The organism is Mesorhizobium sp. M4B.F.Ca.ET.214.01.1.1 (assembly GCF_004791545.1).
GTDB classification, from domain to species: domain Bacteria; phylum Pseudomonadota; class Alphaproteobacteria; order Rhizobiales; family Rhizobiaceae; genus Mesorhizobium; species Mesorhizobium abyssinicae.
On sequence record NZ_SRUX01000003.1, the window covers coordinates 520,053 to 537,612 of the forward strand.

Sequence of the window (17,560 nt, forward strand, 5' to 3'; positions counted from 1 at the left end):
CGAAATTGCTGTAGACCATCAAAAAGGCCCAATTGGTCGAACCAGTTTGCCAAAAAATGCTGGAACGCCTTGGGGAGGAAACTGGCGGCGGGCTCCGCGGGAGAGCGCCGCGGGAGAACGTGACAGGCGAATTCTGGGAAGGATAGACCATGCATCTTTCGACGCACAACTGGATGCGGGCGGAGCCGCTGGAGGTGACGCTGAAGCGCATCAAGAAATTCGGCTATGAGTCGATCGAGATTTCCGGCGAGCCCGAGCAGTACAAGACCAAGGAGACGCGCGCGCTCTTGAAGGAGCACGGCATCCGCTGCTGGGGCTCGGTGACGCTGATGCTGGGCGAACGCAACCTCGCCGCCAAGGACCAGGGCCAGCGCGAGCGCTCGGTGCGATACGTCAAGGACGTGCTGACCATGGTGAGCGAGCTCGAGGGCGAGATCATCACGCTGGTTCCCGCCACCGTCGGCAAGGTGGTGCCCGACGGCACCGAGGCGGAGGAATGGGGCTGGGTGGTCGACGCCACCCGCGAGTGCTTCGCGCACGCCAAGAAAGTCGGCGTCAAGGTCGCGGTCGAGCCGCTCAACCGCTTCGAGACCTATCTATTCAACCGCGGCGCGCAGGCGCTCGCGCTTGCCGACGCGGTCAGCCCGGAATGCGGCGTCTGCCTCGACGCCTATCACATCCACATGGAGGAATTTAACGTCTATGACGCCATCCGCCAGGTTGGCAAACGCCTGTTCGACTTCCACGTCGCCGACAACAACCGCTTCGCCGCCGGCCTCGGCCAGATCGACTGGCCGCGGATCGTGCGCACGCTGAAGGAGATCGGCTACGACGGCGCGCTGACCAACGAGTTCGTGGCCCCCGTCGACCGCACGCCGGCCGCGCCCTATCCCGACATGGTCGAGCGCCATCCGGTCGACATCTCGCCCGAGCAGCTGAAGTTCATCCAGGATCACGGCTCCAGCGTGCTGACGGAGAAGTTCTACACCGACCAGATGCGCATCACCGCCGAAACGCTGCTGCCGCTGATCAAATAGCCGGTCGAAAGGAAGACGCCCTTCCGCCCGAACGGGCGGCGGGGCCGGGGATGGCCATGCGCATCAAGACGGTCCAAGCCTGGTGGGTTCGCATACCGATCGCAGCGGCGAAGCAGCACCGCAGCGATTTCGGTCAGGTGACGACGTTCGACGCCGCCATCCTGCGCGTCGAAACCGATGACGGCCTGGTCGGCTGGGGCGAGGGTAAGAACGCCGCCGGCAGCGCCGGCAGCTATGGCGCACTGGTCCATATGCTGAACCACGAGGTCGGGCCGCAGCTCGTCGGCCGCGACCCGGCCGACATCGGCGTCATCTGGGAAATGCTCTACAACGGCGTGCGCCACCACACCGCGGCCCATGCCGGACACGCCATGCCGCAGCTGGCGCGGCGCGGCATGAGCGTTGCCGCCATCAGCGCCGTCGACATCGCGCTCTGGGACATCCTCGGCAAGTCGCTTGGCCAGCCTGTCTGGCGACTGCTCGGCGGCCGCAAGGTCGAGCGCATGCAGGCCTACGCTTCCGGCGGCTGGGCGCCGGCCGAGACCATCGGCGAGCAGCTCCAATCCTACATCGCCAAGGGCGGCTTCAAGGCGCTGAAGATGCGCATCGGCGCCATGGATGGCGCCCCGCATACTTCCGCCGCCCGCGTCCGCGCGGCAAGGGAGGCGCTTGGCCCCGAGGTCGAGCTGATGGTCGACGCGCATGGCACCTATACGGTGGCCGAGGCAAAGCGCTTCATCCAGCTCGCCGGCGACCTCGACCTCGCCTGGTTCGAGGAGCCGGTGATCGCCGACGACAAGCCGGGCTTGGCCGAAGTCCGAGCCTCGTCCACCATCCCGATCGCTACCGGCGAGAGCGAGGCGACCCGCTACGCCTTCCGCGATCTCGCCGTTCTGAAGTCGGCCGACATTTTCCAGCCGGACCCCGCATTCTGCGGCGGCATCAGCGAGGCGATGAAGATCGGCACCATCGCCAGCGCCTTCAACCTGCGTTTTGCGCCGCATCTGTGGGCCGGCGCGCCCTGCTTCTTTGCCGGTCTGCATGTCTGCGCGGCGTCGCCGGCGAGCTTCACCGTCGAATATTCGCTCGGCGCCAACCCCATGATCCACGATCTTGTCGAAGAGACTGTCGAAGCGAAGGACGGTATGATAGCGATCCCTGAAAAGCCCGGATTGGGATTCACAATTTCGGAACGGTTCCTGGAGGCGCACGCGCAACGCTGCTGACGATGAAAGAAAAGAACCTTCTCGCGGAACTCGCCGCCTTTCTGTTCTCCAGCTCGGACAAGGAGACGGGCCGCACGCCGTCGGAGCGTGAACTGGCCGAGCATTTCTCGGTCAGCCGCGGCCAGATCCGCGAGGCGCTGGCCATTCTCGAGGCCATGCGCATCGTCGAGCGCCGCGCCAAATCCGGCATCTATGTCGACACCAAGCAGGCGAGCGTCGAAGCCTTGGCTCTGTTCGCCCGCGCCGGCCTGCCGCTCGATCCGATCCAGATCTACGAAACGGTCGAGCTGCGCAAGATCCACGAGATCAAGGCCGCCGAGCTTGCCTGCTCGCGCGCCACCGAGGAGAATTTCGAGCGGCTGCGCGAGATCCTGAAAGCCTCGGAGGAGCGCATCGCCGCCGGCGAGGGCCTGGCCAAGGAAGACCGCGAGTTCCACCTCGAGATCGTGCGCGCCACCAAGAACGGCATCTTCCACAACATCTGCAGCGTCTACTACCTGATGGGCGAGCAGCGCCTGCCGATCTATTTCAACGACCCCGAACGCAGCGTGCGCTCGCATGCCGAGCACATCCAGATCTACGAGGCGCTGCTGCGCCGCGACGGCAACCTCGCTCAGGCGCTGATGAACGCCCATCTGCAGGGCGCCGAAAGCTATTGGAAAGGCCTGATCGAGGGCCACGGGACGGAGCCGACGAGCCCGGCGCTCGAAAAGGCCTAGAGCATTTTGCAGCCAGGCGGCATCGCCTGGCGTCGCGGAAATGCGGCAAACAAACGGGAGCCACATGCCCAGAATCCTGTCGACGCATCCGCTGCATCCGCGCGCCTCCGCCATGCTGGCCGGGGCGGGCAGGCTGGTCGTCGCTTCCGCCCTCGATGGCAGGACGCTTGCCGCCGAAGCGAAGGATGCCGATATCGTCATCGTCCGTGCGCCGCTGCCGGCAGAGCTTTTCGATGGCGCCGCGAAGCTGCGCGCCGCGATCCGGCATGGCGCCGGGCTGGACATGATCCCGGTCGAGGCGGCGACCGCGGCCGGCGTGCTTGTGGCGAACGTGCCGGCGGTCAATGCGCGCTCGGTCGCCGAGCACGTGATGTTCGTGACGCTGGCCTTGCTTCGGCGTTTTCGCATGGTCGACCGCGACCTGCGCGCCAAGGGTTGGCTCGCCGGCCGCGACCACGCCAACGCCAACACCGAGCTCGCCGGCAAGACCATCGGCATTGTCGGCCTCGGCGCGGTCGGCCAGGCGGTCGGCCATATCGCCGCCCACGGCTTCGACCTCAATGTGGTGGCGACGACGCGCAGCATGCGCCCGGCGCCCGACAAGGTCGGCTTCCTATCGATCGACGCCCTGGTCGAGCAGAGCGACATCGTCGTGCTTTGCTGCCCGCTGACACCGGAGACACGCGGCCTGATCAGCCGCGAGCGCATTTCGCGCATGAAGCCCAACGCGCTGCTGATCAATGTCTCGCGCGGGCCCGTGGTCGACGACGACGCGCTGATCGAGGCCTTGCGCAAGGGCAGCATCGGCGGTGCCGCGCTCGATGTCTTTGCAACGCAGCCGCTGCCGCCGAACCATCCCTATTTCGGCTTCGACAATGTCATCGTCACCCCGCACATGGCGGGGATCACCGAGGAATCGATGATGCGCATGGGCGTCGGCGCCGCCGGCGAAGCGCTGCAGGTGCTCGCCAACAAATTGCCTGTCAATCTGCGCAACCCGGAAGTGACCGCTCACTACCGGCGGCGCTTCCCGGTCGACCTGTAGCTCGTCACCGGCGGCGCCTCAATTTTCACGGATTCGACGGGGACATTGCCGCCATGTTCATCGCCCGCCTTTCCCTTCTAGCCGCGAGCCTCTGCGCCACGGCCGTACAGGCCTTGGCTGACGGGCAGGACGGCTATGTGTTCTGCGACAACGGCCTGCGCTGCATCGCGGCGCCCTGCCCTTCCAACAGTGCGCTCGAGCTCGCCACCGGCGAGATCATCAGGGGCGTCGTGATTGACATCGACGGCCTGCCGCAGGAAGACAAGGCGCTCGATCTCCAGGACAAGCTCTACGCCGGCACGATCGTGATTGCCGGCTCGATCGAGACCAGGACCCAGACCTTCAACGGCAAGCGGCAGATCGTGCGGACGCTGGTCGCGACCGGCATCGAACGGACCGCGAGGCCAAGCGAGCGCCGGCACTGTTCGTCGCGCTGACACGGCGCGCCGGTCATCAACCGAGCAGCCGCTCCACTTCTGCCGCGATGCGCAGCAGATGCCGGTCTTGGCCGTTGCGCGCCACCAGCATCAGCCCGGCCGGGCGTGCCGTTCCAGGCATCGGCAGCGAGATCGCGCAGAGATCGAACTGGTTGGCGACCTGGGTGTTGCGCAGCAGCAGGCCTTCGATCCGGTCACGCAACGCCACGTCGCTTGCCATCGAAGCGATGGTCGGCGCGGTCACCGGCGTCGTCGGCAGGCCCAGCACGTCGACGCTGGCCAGGCGCTCGTCCATCGCGGCGGCCAGCGCCGCGCGGCGGCGTAGTGTCCGGATATAGACCGATGCGGGGATAGCCAGGGCGCGCGATAACGGCCCGCTGACATGCGGATCGACCGGCACGGATGCGCCCGTCGCCAGCCAGTCGGCATGGACCTCGGCGCCCTCCATCGACGCGATCGTGGCGCGCCTGGTCGCCGCGCGCATGTCGGCAAGCAGGTCCTCGACCGACAGGTCCGCGATCCGCGCGCCGGCCTGCTCGACCTTGCCCAGGCATCGATCGAACGCGGTCGCCACCTCGCTTTCGGTGTCGTCGAAAAGAACACCGCGCGGGATCCCGACACGAAGACCGGCAAGCGGCAACGGCAGGTGCAGGGGCGGCATCTCCTCGCCGGCCATCGCGGCGTCGGCGACGGCGCATGCGGCGACACTCAGCGCCAGTGGCCCGATCGAATCCAGCGTCGCGGATAGTGGATAGGCACCGGCCAATGGTATGCGCCGCGCCGTGGGCTTGAAACCGACCACGCCATTCAGCGATGCCGGGATGCGGACCGAGCCGCCGGTGTCGGAGCCGATGGCGACGTCGCAGGTTCCTTCACCCACCGACACCCCGGCGCCCGATGACGAGCCGCCCGGTATCAGGCTGGCGTCGGTAGCATTGCCGGGCGTGCCGTAGTGCTGGTTGTCGCCGATCGCGGTGAAGGCGAATTCGGTCATGTTGGTCTTGCCGAGGATGACCGCGCCGGCTTGGCGCAGCCGGCCGACGATCGCGGCATCGCGCAAGGCGGGGGCCGCTGTCCTGAGCATCAGCGAGCCGGCCGTGGTCGGCTCGCCGGCGACGTCGAACAGATCCTTGATCGAGACGATCGTGCCATCGAGCGGCCCGAGCGTCACGCCGGCCTTACGCCGCGCATCACTGGCGTCGGCGGCGGCTCGCGCTGCTTCCGGGTAGAGCCGCACGAACACGCTCTCGTTGCTCGCGCGGGCCGCCAGACGCGACAGCAGAATTTCGAGATGATCGCGGACTGGGTGCATGTTCGGTGTCGGACTCCGCAAGGCTGCAACGTCTTTAGAGCATGATCCCGAAAAGCGGGAACCGGTTTTCGGAAAGATCATGCTCCAACAAGTTGGATCAGGCATATTTGCACTGCCGGGCCGAAGGGAGAGAAGCAACGATGCTCTACAAAGGCGGCTGCCACTGCGGCAAGGTGGCGTACGAGGTCGAGGGCGAGATCGGCGGGGTCGTGCGCTGCAACTGCTCGATCTGCGCCCGCAAGGCTGCATTGCTCTGGGCGGTGCCGCATCGGAACCTGCGGCTGCTCGCCTGGGGCGACGACCTCGGCCGCTACACCTTTGGCAAGGGCGCCATCGCCCATCGCTTCTGCCGCTCCTGCGGCATCCATCCCTTCGCCGAGGACGTCGGCGACGGCAGCGAACGCAGCGCCTATGTCAACATCAATTGCCTCGACGGCATCGACCTTGCCGCGGTCCAGATCTTCGACTTCGACGGTCGCTCGGCCTAGCGCAATTCTAGCGATACCCGGTCGCATCGGCCGGCTTGCCGGCATCCTGGACCTCCGGGACATAGCGCCAGGCATCCGGGCGCGAACCATCGAGATCGGTGAAGCCATAGACCTGCGCCAGCCCGCCGCTGGACAGCGACTGCCCGTTCCAGCGCGACCGCTCCGGATCCGCGGCCAGCGCCGCGATGGCGCGGCCGACGAAGCGCGGCGTCTCGGAAATGACGAAATGCGGTACCTTGGCGGTCGCGTCGCGCCAGTTCGCCTCGCTGACGCCGAAGGCCTCCAGCATCATTTCGGAACGCAGCCAGCCGGGCGTCAGCGAGACCGACGTGGCGCCATGTGGCGCGAGGTCCTTGGCGTGCGCCCATGCCATGCGCGTCGCCGCCACCTTGGCGAGGTCGTAGAACGGCGACAGCCGGTAGTGGTCGGCATTGTATTCGGCCGTGCCGTCGGTGACTTCGACATGCAGCCCGCCCGGCCGCTCGATCATCAGCGGCAGCGCGTGGTGCGCGGTGATCAGATGCGTGTCGATGGCGAGGCGCAGCAGGCGCAAGCCGTTCTCGAGATCATGGTCCCAGACCGGCTTGTTCCATTCGAACAGCCTTTCGCCGCCCCACAGGTCGTTGACCAGGACATCGAGACGGCCCTGCTCGGCACGGATACGCTCGACCAGTGCGCGCACATCGTCGGCAATCAGATGATCGACCTGGACGGCAATGCCCTTGCCGCCTTGCGCCGTGACCAGCTCAGCCGTTTCCTCGATCGTCTCCGGACGGCCATAGGGCGACTGCTGCGTCCGCGTCGTGCGCCCGGTGACATAGACGGTGGCGCCGGCGGCGCCGAGCTCGACCGCGATGCCACGGCCGGCACCGCGCGTGGCGCCGGCGACAAGGGCGACCTTTCCTTCAAGCATCATCGCAACCTCCCGAACCAAAACACCACAACGAGGGCTGGCGCTTGCCACGCTCCTCGTTTATAAATGATCATTCGTTTATAAATGGATGTCAAGATGACCCGGCCGAAAACGCAGCCCGACGAGCAGGTGCTGGAGGTCGCCTACCGGCTGATGCACGCCGAAGGCCCGGAGGCGCTGACCTTCGAGCGGCTGGCGCGGGCATGCGGCCTATCGGGGTCGACGCTGGTGCAGCGCTTCGGGAGCAAGGCGCAGCTGAAGCAACGCACGCTGCTTTATGCCTGGGATGGGCTCGACCGGAAAACCAAAGCGCTGTCCGCCTCGACGCCGAGGACCCCGGCCGGGGCGATCCAGTTGTTGGGTGGTCTATCCAGCGGCTATGGCGACATCGAATCCTATGCCGAAGGTTTGCTGGTGCTGCGCGAGGACCTGCGCGATCCCGTGCTGCGGGCGCGCGGCGGCGCCTGGAAAGCGGCGCTGAGCAAGGTGCTCGTCGACTGTTTCGCAGGTATGCCGGGCATGCCCCAGGACATCGGCCTGCTGATGGCGTCGCACTGGCAGGGCTCGCTGCTGTGGTGGAGCTTCGATCCCGAAATGGAGCTGACCGCCTATGTCGAGCACAGCCTGAAGCGCTTCGTGGCGGCGATCACGGCGACATCGGCCCGGACGGCTGCCGGGCCGATGTAGGATGATCGCGCGGGGGCCGGCTAGCCCGCGCGCTTCGGCCCCATTAGCACCGCCGCCAGGGCCGCCAGCAGCGTTGCGATGCCGCAATAGGCGAAGGCGCTGGCGCCGCCGGCATGGTCGACCAGCAGGCCGCCGAAGACGGCGCCGAGCGCGATCGCCACCTGGAACGTGGCGACCATCAGCCCGCCGGCGCTTTCGGCCTCGTCTGGCGCCGCGCGCACCAGCCAGGTCTGCAGCCCGACCGGCACCGCGCCGAAGGCGAAGCCCCAGGCGGCGACGGCGATCGCCGCCGTCACCGGCGATGCGCCAAGCGTCAGCAGCACCAGCGCCGACAGGGCAATCAGCAGCGGCGCCAGGGCGACCGCGGCCTTCAGGTTGCGCTCGGCCATGAAGCCGCCGGCGAAGTTGCCGAAGAAGCCGCCGATGCCATAGCCGAGCAGCACCAGCGAGATCGTCTCGATCGGCAGCACCGGAACCACTTCCAGATACGGGCGCACATAGGTGAAGCCGGCAAAGTGACCCGAGGCGACCAGCAGCACGACCAGCAGCGCCGCCCTGATCATCGGCCGCTTCAAGACCTCCAGCAAGGTGCGCACGCTGGCCACGCCGGCCGGCGGCAGCCGCGGGATGGTGGCAAGCTGCACCAAGAGCGCCAGTGCGCCGACGACGGCCGCGATCATGAAGGCGGTGCGCCAGCCCCAGACGTCGCCGACATAGGCGCCGACCGGCGCGGCGGTGACGGTGGCGACCGAAACGCCGGTGAGGATGATCGACATGGCGCGCGGCATCAGCCGCATCGGCACGAGCCTGAGCGCCATCGCCGCCGACATCGACCAGAAGCCGCCGAGCGCGACGCCGAGAACCACCCGGGCCAGAAGCAGCATGGTCAGCGAGGAAGCAAAGGCTGCGAGCAGATTGGAGACGATGAGCAGAACCGTCAGCATCCACATCACCAGCCGGCGGTCCAGCCGCTTGGTGACGATGGCCATGGTCGGCGCCGCGATCGCGCCGACCACCGCCGTCGCCGTCACCGCTTGCCCGGCAGCGCCCTCGCTGACGCCGAGGTCCTGCGCCAGCCGCGTCAGCAGGCTGGCCGGCAGGAATTCCGCCGTCACCAGGCCGAACACGCCCAGCGCCAGCGACACCACCGCGCCCCAGGCAGGCTCAGATCGTTCTTGAGAGTCGGGGCTGTCCAGAACAGCGGCGTCGATGACGCCCGTGGCGGGTTCGGTCATGGCAAGATCTCCGATCTGTTTGCGCGCCACTTAGGAAATGACCGGCTCGGCCTCCACCCGCTACATGCTTCGCGGGCGCGCTCCGTCAGTCCGATTTGTTTGCGGCGCAACATTTGGCTGCAATGCAACATAGGAAGTGACCAGATGGAGTTTCCATGCTAGAAACGCCGAAATGAATTACAATTCGTCCAAAACCGCACTGCCGGCTTCCGGCGATCCCTTGACCGACATGCTGCGCGGACTGCGCCTCGATGGCGTCGACTATGGCCGCTGCGTGCTGGGGGAACCCTGGGCGGTGTCCTTTCCCGCGCAGAAGGCGGCGCGCTTCCACTTCATCGGCCAGCAGGGATGCTGGCTGTTCTCGCCGGCGAAGGAATGGATCGAGCTGTCGGTCGGCGACGCGCTATTGATCCCGCGCGGCGACGAGCACGTTCTGGCCAGCGCGCCGGGCGTGCCTGCTGTGCCGATCGGCCGCTACAGCATCGAGCCGGTTTGCGAGAACATCTACGACGTCTCCAATGGCTGCGATGGCTGCAAGACCCTGCTGTTCTGCGGCAGCATGCATTTCAACCTCGACGGCTCGCATCCGCTGCTCGACATGATGCCGGACCTGATGCAGGCGCATAAGCTGATGGCGAACGCGCCGGGCATCCAGCACCTGCTCGATGCGATGGCCGGCGAGGTGACGATGGACCGGGTCGGTTCCGGCGGCATCCTGGCGCGCCTCGCCGATGTGCTGGCCGCCACCATCATCCGCTCGTGGGTGGAGAACGGCTGCGGCGACGCCACCGGCTGGATCGCCGCCGTCCGCAATCCCGATGTCGGCAAGGTGCTTGCCGCCATCCACCTGAACCCGGACCGCGACTGGACGGTCGAGTCGCTGGCGCGGATGATGGGAGCCTCGCGTTCCGCCTTCGCCCAGCGCTTCGCCACCGTGGTCGGCGAGACGCCGGCCAAATATGTGCTCAGCGTTCGCATGCACCAGGCGCGGCAATGGCTGGCCCGCGACGGCATGCGGGTTTCGGTGGCCGCGAGCAGGCTGGGCTATGATTCCGAGGCGTCCTTCAGCCGCGCCTTCAAGCGCGTCATGGGCGTGGCGCCGAGCCATCTGCGCAACACCGGCGACGGCGACGACAGCCCGGTCGCCTGAACGCGGGTCGGCTCCTGTCGCCTGGAGGAATTGCCAAGTGTTTTGGACGCAGCGTCATTCCCTGCCGGCGGGGGCGGCTTAAGCTGGCCGGCGGAGGAACCCGCCATGGCCAATCACCCAGCCTTGCTTGCGCTCGCCGCGCTCACCGTCTTTCCGGGGCGGGCATTCGCCCTCGAAGACAGCTACCTGCCGGCGAACAAGATCCCTTACGCTGTCGAAGCGCCGGACCAGCCGCAGCGCCTCGGCCCGCTATGGGGCGAGCGTGCAAAGGGCCCGGCGGGAACCTTGCTCAAAGTTCCCGGCAACTGGCGCGCGCCTGTCCACGCGCATACCGCGGACTATCGCGCCGTGGTCATTGAGGGGCTGTGGGCGCACTGGCAGATGGATGGCGGCGAGGCGAACAGGGTCGAGTTGCCGCCAGGGTCCTACTGGACCCAGAAGGCCAATGAGATGCATGACGATGCCTGCCTGTCGGACACGGAGTGCGTGATCCTGCTGATCAACGACACGCCCTACGAGACCTATCTGCCGAAGTAGCCAGACGATGCGCCTGCCAGCCCCGGTTGCTTGAAAATCGTCAGGCTAGCTGGCGTGCCGCAGGCTGACCCCGCTGCCCTTGTCGAACAGCACCACCTTGTCCGGGTTCCAGGCGAAGCGGACCGGCTGCTCGATCTCGACATCGGTTCTCGCCGGCACCGTGGCGCGCAGCATGGTGTCGCCGACCCTGAGCGTCAGGATCTTCTCGACGCCGTGGTTTTCGACATCGTGGACGTGGGCCTCCACCGGCGCGCCGCTCTCCAGATAGACATCCTCCGGACGAATGCCGAAGACGAGCGGACGACCGTCGGCCGCATTGCCGGCTCCTGAAAGCGGCAGTTCGAAATTCATCGGCGCCATCACCGCGCGATTGTCGACGAGCTTGCCGTCGATGAGGTTCATCGGCGGCGAGCCGACGAAGCTCGCCACATAGGTGTCGCGCGGGTTGTTGTAGATCTCCTGCGGCGTGCCGGTCTGGACGATGCGGCCATGATTGAGCACGCCGACCTTGTCGCCCATCGACATCGCCTCGATCTGGTCGTGGGTGACGAACAGGAAGGTGGCGCCGAGCTGCATCTGCAGGTTCTTCAGTTCCGTGCGCAGCGCCTCGCGCAGCTTTGCGTCGAGCGCCGACAGCGGCTCGTCCATCAGGAACACGCGCGGCTTGCGCACGATGGCCCGGCCGATCGAGACGCGCTGCATCTCGCCGCCGGACAGCCGGTCGGTCTTGCGGTCGAGCAGATGCTCGATCCGGAGCGTGCGGGCGGCGCGGGCGACGCGATCCTTGATCTCGGCGTCCGGCAGCCGGCGGATCTTCGGCTTCAACGGGAATTCGAGGTTCTCGCGCACCGTGTAGCGCGGGTAGAGCGAATATTGCTGCAGCACCAGCGCCACGTCGCGCTCGGCCGCGCCCCAGTCGGCGACATCGACGCCGTCGATGAAAACCTGGCCTTCGGTAGGCTTCTCGAGCCCGGCAATGAGCCGCAGCGTCGTCGTCTTGCCGGCGCCGGTCTCGCCGAGCAGCACGAAGAACTCGCCGTCGGCGATTTCGAGGTTGAGGCTCGTCAGCGCGGTGTGGCCACCGAACTTCTTGGTGATGTTCTTCAGTTCGATATGGGCCATTACAGCCTCACCCCCAATGACTTGCCGCTTGCCGTATCGAAGAAATGCGCCTGCTCGGGATCGATGCGGACATGCACCTTCTCGCCGGGGCCGGCGACGTAGCCGGCCTTGGTGCGGGCGCGCAGCATCTTGGAGCCGACCTTGAGGTCGACAATGTCGAAGGAGCCGAGCGGTTCGATGATATGCGCCTCCACCGGCAAGTAGCCCGGCGCGGCCTCGCGCCGGACGAGCACGCCTTCGGGCCGGATACCCAGCGTCAGGCCGCCATTGGCAGCGTGGCCATTGAGCTTCGACAAGAGCGCGCTCGGGAACTCGAACCCCGCGGGCGCATCGCCGACCGTGACGGTGGCGAGGCTGGCCGCTTCGGCAACGCTGGCCTCGGTGATGTTCATCACCGGACTGCCAACGAATTGGGCGACGAACAAATTGGCCGGGTGCGAATAAACTTCGTCCGGCGTGCCGACCTGCTGGATGAAGCCCTCATGCATGATGACGATACGGTCGGCGAGGCTCATCGCCTCGATCTGGTCGTGGGTGACATAGATCGTGGTCGAACCCTGCTTGATGTGCAGCCGTTTGATCTCGGCCCGCATCTCCTCGCGCAGCTTGGCGTCGAGCGCGCCGATCGGCTCGTCCATCAGCATCGCCTTTGGACGCCGCACCAGCGCGCGGCCGATCGCCACGCGCTGCATGTCGCCGCCGGACAGCGCCGACGGCTTCTTGCCGAGCAGTTCGGTGATGCGCAGGACCCGGGCGACCTCGCGAACCGATTTGTCGACCTCGCCGCTGTCCATGCGCGTCGCGCGCAACGGAAAGGCGATGTTCTCGAACACCGTCATATGCGGGTAGAGCGAAAACGACTGGAACACCATGGCGATGTCGCGGTCCGCCGCCTTCAGGTGCTGCACCGCCTTGCCGTCGATCAGGATGTCGCCCTGGTCGATCGTCTCGAGCCCCGCTATCGCACGCAGCGTCGTCGTCTTGCCGCAGCCCGACTGGCCGAGCAGCACGATGAACTCGTTGTCGGCGATGGCGAGGTTCAGATTGTGGATGACCTGGACGGCACCGAAGAATTTCTCGATGCCGCGAAGTTCGATCTGCGTCACTGCCGGGCCCCCTCGTGCATTGCGGCGCCGGTTTCCTCCGGGCGCTCCGGCGCTATCTTCGACGTGATGTTGAAGCCGATCAGCCCGATCAGGATGATCGTCACGCCATAGGAATGCAGGCTGAGGCTCCATGGCTGGCAGAGCGCGATGATGCCCAGCACCATGAGGATCTGCGAGGCCGGCAAAAGGTACTTCTCGTTGACCGCGCGAAAGCTCATTTGCGGATCGCTCCGAAAGTCACGCCGCGAAGCAGGTGGTTGCGCAGCAGGAAGGTGAAGATCGCGACCGGCAGCAGGAACAGGAACGTGCCCGCCGCGATCGTCGTCCAGTCCGGCAGGCCGGAGCCGATCTGGCTGGGAATGAACGGCGGCGCGGTCTGGGCGCGCCGGTTGGTCATGATCAGCGCGAAGGCGTACTCGTTCCAGGCGGTGATGAAGCAGAACACCGCGGTGGCGGCAATGCCGGTCGCCGCTTCCGGCAGCACGATCTTGAAGAAAGCCTGCATGCGCGTGTAGCCGTCGACCAGCGCAGCCTCCTCGTACTCCTTCGGGATCTCGTCCATGAAGCCCTTCATCAGCCAGACCGAGAAGGACAGGTTGAAGGCGACGTAGAGGATGATCAGGCCGATATGCGAGTCGTTGAGGCCGACCATCCGGTACATCAGGAACATCGGGATCGCCACGACCACCGGCGGCAGCATGCGCGTCGACAGGATGAAGAAGAGAAGGTCAGCCTCGCCCGCGACCTTGAAGCGCGAGAAGCCGTAGGCGGTGAAGGTTCCCATGCCGACGGCGAGCACCGTGCTGATGACCGCCACGATCAGGCTGTTCATGAAGCGGTTGGGATACTGCGAAAGCTGCACGTCCTTGCCGACCTTCAGCACCCGCTCGCCGCCGTCATAGATGCGCTTCTCCCACCAGGGCGCGGCTTCGTAGACTTGCGGGTCGACCGGCTTCTGCATCTGCACGCGCTTGGTGAACAGACGGATGAAGGGCGTGACTTCCGGCTGGAAAAGGACGGTGGGCGGCACGCTGACCGCCAGTTCCTTCGGCTTGAACGCCGTGGAGGCGATCCAGTAGATCGGCGCGAGGAAGATCAGCGTCGCGACCAGCACCGCGACGATTGCCGCGCGGTTGAGGGCGACCTCGGAAGAAGTGCGGACGGCGGCCATCTCAGCGCTCCTTCACCTTGTTGAGGTACTTCACGTAGAGGTTGGTGATAGCCAGCACCATGATCAGCACGATGTAGGCCAGCGCGCAGGACTTGCCGGTATCCCACTGCTGGAACGCCTGCTTGTAGAGCCGGATCGCAATCAGTTCGGCGGTCGGCTGGGTCGTCATCGTGTAGGCGATGTCGAAGGTCTTGAAGGCTTCCATGGTGCGGAAGATCAGCGCGATCAAAAGGATCGGCGAGACCAGCGGCAAGGTGATGCGGGTGAAGGTGTACCACCAGCCGGCGCGGTCGATCGCCGCGGCCTCGTAGAGATGCTGCGGCACGGCCGACAGGCCGGCGAGCGAAAGCAGCATGACGAAGGGCGACCACATCCAGATATCGGTGATCGCGACGGCGTAGAGCGCGCTGTCCGGGTTGGACAGCCAGGCGAAATCGCCGAGGCCGAAGACGTAGTTGATCGGGCCCCAGGACGGGCTGTAGAGCAGCTGCCAGAACAGGCCGACGACCGCGGCCGACATCATCATCGGCAACAGCAGCAGCGTGGTGATCAGGCCCTTCATCGGAAAGCTGCGGTTGAGCAGCAGCGCAAGGCCGAAGCCAACGATCATCTGGCCGGCCACCGAAACGATGACGTATTTCGCCGTGATGATGAAGTTCGACCAGATGTGATCGTCGCTGAGCAGCTCACGGTAATTCTGCAGGCCGACGAATTGCCAGGGCTCGCTCCGGTTGGCCGCGAAGTTGGTGAAGGAATAGCCCAGCGAATAGATCAGCGGGAAGATGTTGAAGATGATCAGGAACACCAGCGTCGGGATGATGAACAGATTGCGGATGGTCAGATCCGACCAGCCGCGCGCCGCGGCCCTTGAGGCAGGATCGAGATGTGTGAGGGCTACCGAAGCCAACGAGCGTCTCCCTGAAACAGGAATGCCGGAGGGGAAAACCCTCCTCCGGCATTCTGAATGTGATGCTTACTTGTAGCGATTGTACTTGGTGAACGTCGCCTTCCATTCGGCGGCGGTCTTGTCGAGCGCTTCCTGGGCGGTGCCTTTGCCGCCGACCACGAACGGATAGATGTTCTGGTTCAGCTGATCGAGCACCTCGGCGTATTCCGGTGTCGCCCAGAAATCCTTGACCATGAACATCGTGTCATAGAACGCCTTGTTGTAAGGCGTGGCGTTCTGGAACGCTTCCGATTTCAGCACGGCCTGGCTGCAGGTGTAGCCACCGAGGTCGGCCCACTTCTTCTGGGTCTCGTCCTTGATGAACCACTCCAGGAACTTCGTCGCCTCTTCCTGGTTCTTCGAGTACGAGACGATTGAAATTCCCTGGCCACCGAGAGCGGCGAAGCGCTTGCCGTCCGGGCCGGCCGGATTGGCGAAGAAGCCGGTCGCGTCGGCGAATGGGTTGGTGGCCTTGTTTACCAGCGGCGGGAAGAAGGCGAAGAAGTTCATGCTCATCGCGGCGAGGCCGCCGGTGATCGCCTGGTTGTCTTCCACGAAGAAGGTCTTGCCCCAACCCGGAGGCGTGAACTTGTAGAGTTCCTTGTACATGTCGAGGCCGGCGGCGGCCTCCTTCGAATTGGTGATGCCGTCGACCTTGTAGGTTGCGTAGTCGCCGAGGTCGCCGCCATAGCTGAAGATTGCGCTTTCGACGCCCATCGCCATCGCGTCATAGGAATTGTCGGTGTAGATGGCGACGCCGTACCGCTTCTGGTCCGGACGGTGGAAGAACTCGGCGATGTCGCGCAGCTGCGCATACGTCTTCGGCACGTCGAGGTCGTAATTGTACTTCGCCTTGAAGGCTTCCTTCTCCTTCGGATCCTCGAACCAGTCCTTGCGATAGGACCAGCCGATCGCATCGCCTTCGAGCGGGATCGCCCAGTATTTGCCGGAACCGCCAGGGTATTCGGCATAGTACTTGACTGTGGCGGGCGCCATCACGTCGCCAAGCTTGTGCTTGTTGAAGAAGTCGGTGAGGTCGACATAGTGGCCTTGCGTCGAACCGGCGCCGAGCCATTGCGAGTCGCCGACCACCATGTCGTAGGCGTCGCCGTGCGCGTTGAACTCGGTGAAAGCCTTGGTCTGGAAATCCGGCCATGGCGTCGTCTGCACCGTGACCTTCACGCCGGTCTCGGCTGTGTAGTCGTTGACGAGTTCCTGCAGATAGTTGGCCGGATCCCATTCCGCCCAGAAGATGGTGAGTTCCTTTTCCTGCGCGTAGACGGACGTTCCGCAGGCAAGCGTCAGGCCGATACCAGCAAGCACGCTGGTCACTAACTTGCGCATAATGTTTCCTCCCTTGTGCGCATTCTACCGTGTCATGCGAGCCGCCAACGAGGCCGGCCCTGGTAGTTCCTCCCGTGATGGCACTTTCCGGTTTGGGCCTCCTCGCCCGGCCGAAAATGGATCGCCACCTTCACTTTCGATCCGCTTCGACTATTCTGATCTGGTATTACCAATTTCGGACGGACGTCAAGCCCTTTCTTGAGCGATCAAGAATCGCCGGACAGGCCATTTGCAGCGGTATCTGCCTGTTTTCCCTTAATTTTCCTACTCCTTGATACGTATGCACCTTGTTCCGGTCACCTCATCGGGCCTATTATGCACAACTGGTCACGCCATCTGGTCCAACCAGATTTGCTTTATTTGGCCATTACCGCCGACGCGCCGCCACCTTCCGATTCCGCCAGGGCAGCCCGCACCAGCGCGCCCGCCGCCCATTGCGCGACCGTCATCATCCGGCGGCTGTCCAGCCCCCATATGTCCTTCAGCACGATCAGCACCTCGACGCCGAACATCAGCGACAGCGCCTGCGCCAGACGCTTGAATTCGCGCGGCGGCAACTGACCCTTGAGCGGCGCGATCGCGTCCTTCAGCAGGTCGACGCGATGGCCGCGCGTGAAGGCGGGCTCGCTGCCCAGCGTGCCGGCCTGCCGCCTGGCCCATTGATCGAGCGACAGTTTCAGCGCCGCCTTGAACGTCGCCTCGAAGGCCTCGATGCGCGGCATGGCGTCGGCGAAGAGTTCGGCGACCCGACGCTCCGCATCGTCGGAAGTCGATTTCCAGGTGAGGATCGGGCCAAGCCCCTCGTCGACCACCGCCTGCACCAGTGCCGCCTGGCTTGGGAAATAGCGATAGGCGGTCGCTCGCGACACTTCGGCCGCCTCCGCCACCTCGCTGACGGAAGGCGTCGCGCCGGCCTGCATCAGCCTGGTTGCCGTCTCCAGCATAAGCCGCCTGGTGCGGGCGCGCGCGCCGCGCTCGGCCGCGCGACCTGCCCCCTGTCCGGTGTCGTCGTTCGGCGCGGCTTGTTGACGTGAGACATCCATGTCAATACGATACGCGCGTCTCAAAAAATTGCAATGGTCTTG

General features: G+C 65.4%; 19 protein-coding genes. 9 read left to right on the forward strand and 10 right to left on the reverse strand.

Features of this window, described 5'->3' with window-relative positions; genetic code table 11:
- The first annotated feature begins 149 nt into the window (after positions 1–149).
- The 5 genes from EN857_RS08950 to EN857_RS08970 all read left to right on the forward strand — a co-directional run bounded on the left by EN857_RS08950 (position 150) and on the right by EN857_RS08970 (position 4,464).
- Complete coding sequence (locus EN857_RS08950) at positions 150–1,037, forward strand: sugar phosphate isomerase/epimerase (protein ID WP_127392123.1); 888 nt, start codon at positions 150–152, stop codon at positions 1,035–1,037.
- Between the two features lie 56 nt (positions 1,038–1,093).
- Positions 1,094–2,263 carry a mandelate racemase/muconate lactonizing enzyme family protein gene (locus EN857_RS08955; RefSeq protein WP_127392124.1) on the forward strand — a complete coding sequence of 390 codons (1,170 nt, stop codon included), beginning with the start codon at positions 1,094–1,096 and terminating at the stop codon, positions 2,261–2,263.
- 2 nt (positions 2,264–2,265) lie between these two features.
- A complete protein-coding gene (locus EN857_RS08960) occupies positions 2,266–2,982 on the forward strand; it encodes a FadR/GntR family transcriptional regulator (RefSeq protein WP_127392125.1) in 717 nt (238 codons plus the stop codon).
- A 64-nt stretch (positions 2,983–3,046) separates the two neighbouring features.
- A complete protein-coding gene (locus tag EN857_RS08965; protein WP_128346804.1) occupies positions 3,047–4,027 on the forward strand; it encodes a hydroxyacid dehydrogenase in 981 nt (326 codons plus the stop codon).
- Between the two features lie 53 nt (positions 4,028–4,080).
- The gene (locus EN857_RS08970; RefSeq protein WP_127284125.1) at positions 4,081–4,464 is read left to right on the forward strand and encodes a hypothetical protein; all 384 of its coding nucleotides are present in this window, start codon (positions 4,081–4,083) and stop codon (positions 4,462–4,464) included.
- A gap of 16 nt (positions 4,465–4,480) precedes the next feature.
- Here the strand turns inward: EN857_RS08970 and EN857_RS08975 are convergent, their stop codons facing one another.
- Positions 4,481–5,776, reverse strand: coding sequence for an amidase (locus EN857_RS08975; protein WP_127393342.1), 1,296 nt, complete (start codon positions 5,774–5,776; stop codon positions 4,481–4,483).
- 140 nt (positions 5,777–5,916) lie between these two features.
- On the opposite strand from EN857_RS08975, the gene EN857_RS08980 reads away from it, so the two are divergent.
- The gene (locus EN857_RS08980; RefSeq protein ID WP_127393343.1) at positions 5,917–6,264 is read left to right on the forward strand and encodes a GFA family protein; all 348 of its coding nucleotides are present in this window, start codon (positions 5,917–5,919) and stop codon (positions 6,262–6,264) included.
- Positions 6,265–6,271: 7 nt separating this feature from the next.
- On the opposite strand, the gene EN857_RS08985 is transcribed toward EN857_RS08980, so the two are convergent.
- Positions 6,272–7,180 carry an SDR family oxidoreductase gene (locus EN857_RS08985; protein WP_127287323.1) on the reverse strand — a complete coding sequence of 303 codons (909 nt, stop codon included), beginning with the start codon at positions 7,178–7,180 and terminating at the stop codon, positions 6,272–6,274.
- A gap of 93 nt (positions 7,181–7,273) precedes the next feature.
- Between EN857_RS08985 and EN857_RS08990 the strand changes: the two genes are divergently transcribed.
- Positions 7,274–7,864: a helix-turn-helix domain-containing protein gene (locus EN857_RS08990; RefSeq protein ID WP_187331321.1), complete on the forward strand. Its 591-nt coding sequence runs from the start codon at positions 7,274–7,276 to the stop codon at positions 7,862–7,864.
- Positions 7,865–7,884: 20 nt separating this feature from the next.
- Here EN857_RS08990 and EN857_RS08995 read toward each other — a convergent pair whose 3' ends face one another.
- Complete coding sequence (locus EN857_RS08995; protein WP_127393344.1) at positions 7,885–9,099, reverse strand: MFS transporter; 1,215 nt, start codon at positions 9,097–9,099, stop codon at positions 7,885–7,887.
- Positions 9,100–9,271: 172 nt separating this feature from the next.
- Between EN857_RS08995 and EN857_RS09000 the strand changes: the two genes are divergently transcribed.
- Positions 9,272–10,249: an AraC family transcriptional regulator gene (locus tag EN857_RS09000; RefSeq protein WP_128272474.1), complete on the forward strand. Its 978-nt coding sequence runs from the start codon at positions 9,272–9,274 to the stop codon at positions 10,247–10,249.
- Between the two features lie 105 nt (positions 10,250–10,354).
- Entirely contained in the window at positions 10,355–10,786 is a 432-nt protein-coding gene (locus tag EN857_RS09005) for a DUF4437 domain-containing protein (protein WP_127284645.1), read from the forward strand.
- Positions 10,787–10,831: 45 nt separating this feature from the next.
- Here EN857_RS09005 and EN857_RS09010 read toward each other — a convergent pair whose 3' ends face one another.
- From EN857_RS09010 to EN857_RS09040, 7 genes are all read right to left on the reverse strand, one after another.
- Positions 10,832–11,908: an ABC transporter ATP-binding protein gene (locus EN857_RS09010; protein WP_127284646.1), complete on the reverse strand. Its 1,077-nt coding sequence runs from the start codon at positions 11,906–11,908 to the stop codon at positions 10,832–10,834.
- On the reverse strand, positions 11,908–13,014 hold the full coding sequence (locus tag EN857_RS09015; protein WP_127284647.1) for an ABC transporter ATP-binding protein: 1,107 nt from the start codon (positions 13,012–13,014) through the stop codon (positions 11,908–11,910). Before EN857_RS09015 ends, EN857_RS09010 begins: the two co-directional genes overlap by 1 nt.
- Positions 13,011–13,232, reverse strand: a complete 222-nt coding sequence (locus tag EN857_RS09020; RefSeq protein WP_127284648.1) for a hypothetical protein — start codon at positions 13,230–13,232, stop codon at positions 13,011–13,013. The genes EN857_RS09015 and EN857_RS09020 overlap by 4 nt, the downstream gene beginning before the upstream one ends.
- The gene (locus EN857_RS09025) at positions 13,229–14,185 is read right to left on the reverse strand and encodes a carbohydrate ABC transporter permease (protein WP_127284649.1); all 957 of its coding nucleotides are present in this window, start codon (positions 14,183–14,185) and stop codon (positions 13,229–13,231) included. Before EN857_RS09025 ends, EN857_RS09020 begins: the two co-directional genes overlap by 4 nt.
- A 1-nt stretch (position 14,186) precedes the next feature.
- Entirely contained in the window at positions 14,187–15,092 is a 906-nt protein-coding gene (locus EN857_RS09030; RefSeq protein ID WP_127393375.1) for a sugar ABC transporter permease, read from the reverse strand.
- Positions 15,093–15,158: 66 nt separating this feature from the next.
- A complete protein-coding gene (locus EN857_RS09035; protein WP_127284650.1) occupies positions 15,159–16,475 on the reverse strand; it encodes an extracellular solute-binding protein in 1,317 nt (438 codons plus the stop codon).
- Positions 16,476–16,831: 356 nt separating this feature from the next.
- On the reverse strand, positions 16,832–17,518 hold the full coding sequence (locus EN857_RS09040) for a TetR/AcrR family transcriptional regulator (RefSeq protein WP_127393376.1): 687 nt from the start codon (positions 17,516–17,518) through the stop codon (positions 16,832–16,834).
- Positions 17,519–17,560: the final 42 nt, after the last annotated feature.

Excerpts from the sequence above, each read along its gene's own strand:
- EN857_RS08950 (WP_127392123.1), top strand. The coding sequence starts at position 150 with ATGCATCTTTCGACGCACAACTGGATGCGGGCGGAGCCGCTGGAGGTG.
- EN857_RS08955 (WP_127392124.1), top strand. The coding sequence starts at position 1,094 with ATGCGCATCAAGACGGTCCAAGCCTGGTGGGTTCGCATACCGATCGCA.
- EN857_RS08960 (WP_127392125.1), top strand. The coding sequence starts at position 2,266 with ATGAAAGAAAAGAACCTTCTCGCGGAACTCGCCGCCTTTCTGTTCTCC.
- EN857_RS08965 (WP_128346804.1), top strand. The coding sequence starts at position 3,047 with ATGCCCAGAATCCTGTCGACGCATCCGCTGCATCCGCGCGCCTCCGCC.
- EN857_RS08970 (WP_127284125.1), top strand. The coding sequence starts at position 4,081 with ATGTTCATCGCCCGCCTTTCCCTTCTAGCCGCGAGCCTCTGCGCCACG.
- EN857_RS08975 (WP_127393342.1), bottom strand. The coding sequence starts at position 5,776 with ATGCACCCAGTCCGCGATCATCTCGAAATTCTGCTGTCGCGTCTGGCG.
- EN857_RS08980 (WP_127393343.1), top strand. The coding sequence starts at position 5,917 with ATGCTCTACAAAGGCGGCTGCCACTGCGGCAAGGTGGCGTACGAGGTC.
- EN857_RS08985 (WP_127287323.1), bottom strand. The coding sequence starts at position 7,180 with ATGATGCTTGAAGGAAAGGTCGCCCTTGTCGCCGGCGCCACGCGCGGT.
- EN857_RS08990 (WP_187331321.1), top strand. The coding sequence starts at position 7,274 with ATGACCCGGCCGAAAACGCAGCCCGACGAGCAGGTGCTGGAGGTCGCC.
- EN857_RS08995 (WP_127393344.1), bottom strand. The coding sequence starts at position 9,099 with ATGACCGAACCCGCCACGGGCGTCATCGACGCCGCTGTTCTGGACAGC.
- EN857_RS09000 (WP_128272474.1), top strand. The coding sequence starts at position 9,272 with ATGAATTACAATTCGTCCAAAACCGCACTGCCGGCTTCCGGCGATCCC.
- EN857_RS09005 (WP_127284645.1), top strand. The coding sequence starts at position 10,355 with ATGGCCAATCACCCAGCCTTGCTTGCGCTCGCCGCGCTCACCGTCTTT.
- EN857_RS09010 (WP_127284646.1), bottom strand. The coding sequence starts at position 11,908 with ATGGCCCATATCGAACTGAAGAACATCACCAAGAAGTTCGGTGGCCAC.
- EN857_RS09020 (WP_127284648.1), bottom strand. The coding sequence starts at position 13,232 with ATGAGCTTTCGCGCGGTCAACGAGAAGTACCTTTTGCCGGCCTCGCAG.
- EN857_RS09025 (WP_127284649.1), bottom strand. The coding sequence starts at position 14,185 with ATGGCCGCCGTCCGCACTTCTTCCGAGGTCGCCCTCAACCGCGCGGCA.
- EN857_RS09035 (WP_127284650.1), bottom strand. The coding sequence starts at position 16,475 with ATGCGCAAGTTAGTGACCAGCGTGCTTGCTGGTATCGGCCTGACGCTT.
- EN857_RS09040 (WP_127393376.1), bottom strand. The coding sequence starts at position 17,518 with ATGGATGTCTCACGTCAACAAGCCGCGCCGAACGACGACACCGGACAG.